A 452-nucleotide genomic window follows, 5' to 3' on the forward strand; every position below is an offset into this window, starting at 1 on the left:
CCTTCTATTCCTTCTATGATTGCGATATGTCTGTGACCTAATTCAATCAAATACTCGCCAGCTTTGTAAGCTCCTTCTTTGTCATTAGACAAAATATTAATAATTGATGAATCATCAACTTGGCGATTGAGCACAATCAACGGGATGCCTTTCTCTACTACGTTATATATAAAAGTGTTATCACGATCGCTTTGACTCATTAAAATAATCGCATCAAAGCGTTTATTATTGATGTACGTATAATCATCGTAATCGTCAATGCCTCTTACAAATAAATTATACTGAACATCAATTACTTTACTTACCCCTCTAATACTATCCACTAAAAAACTTGGTGATGTACCGTTTGCCATGCTCGTAAAAAACAGTCCAATTGTATGAGATTTTTGAAGAACTAAATTTTTCGCATGGTAGTCAGGAATATAGTTAAGCGTATTTGCAATATCTAAAAT

General features: G+C 33.2%; 1 protein-coding gene. It reads right to left on the reverse strand.

What is annotated here, in order from left to right; all coding sequences use genetic code 11:
• The coding region (locus AC1DWA_RS33385) for a LacI family DNA-binding transcriptional regulator (RefSeq protein ID WP_477917772.1) at positions 1-452 on the reverse strand (452 nt) is incomplete at both ends.

The organism is Rhodococcus sp. P4_F3_2, from assembly GCF_056401335.1.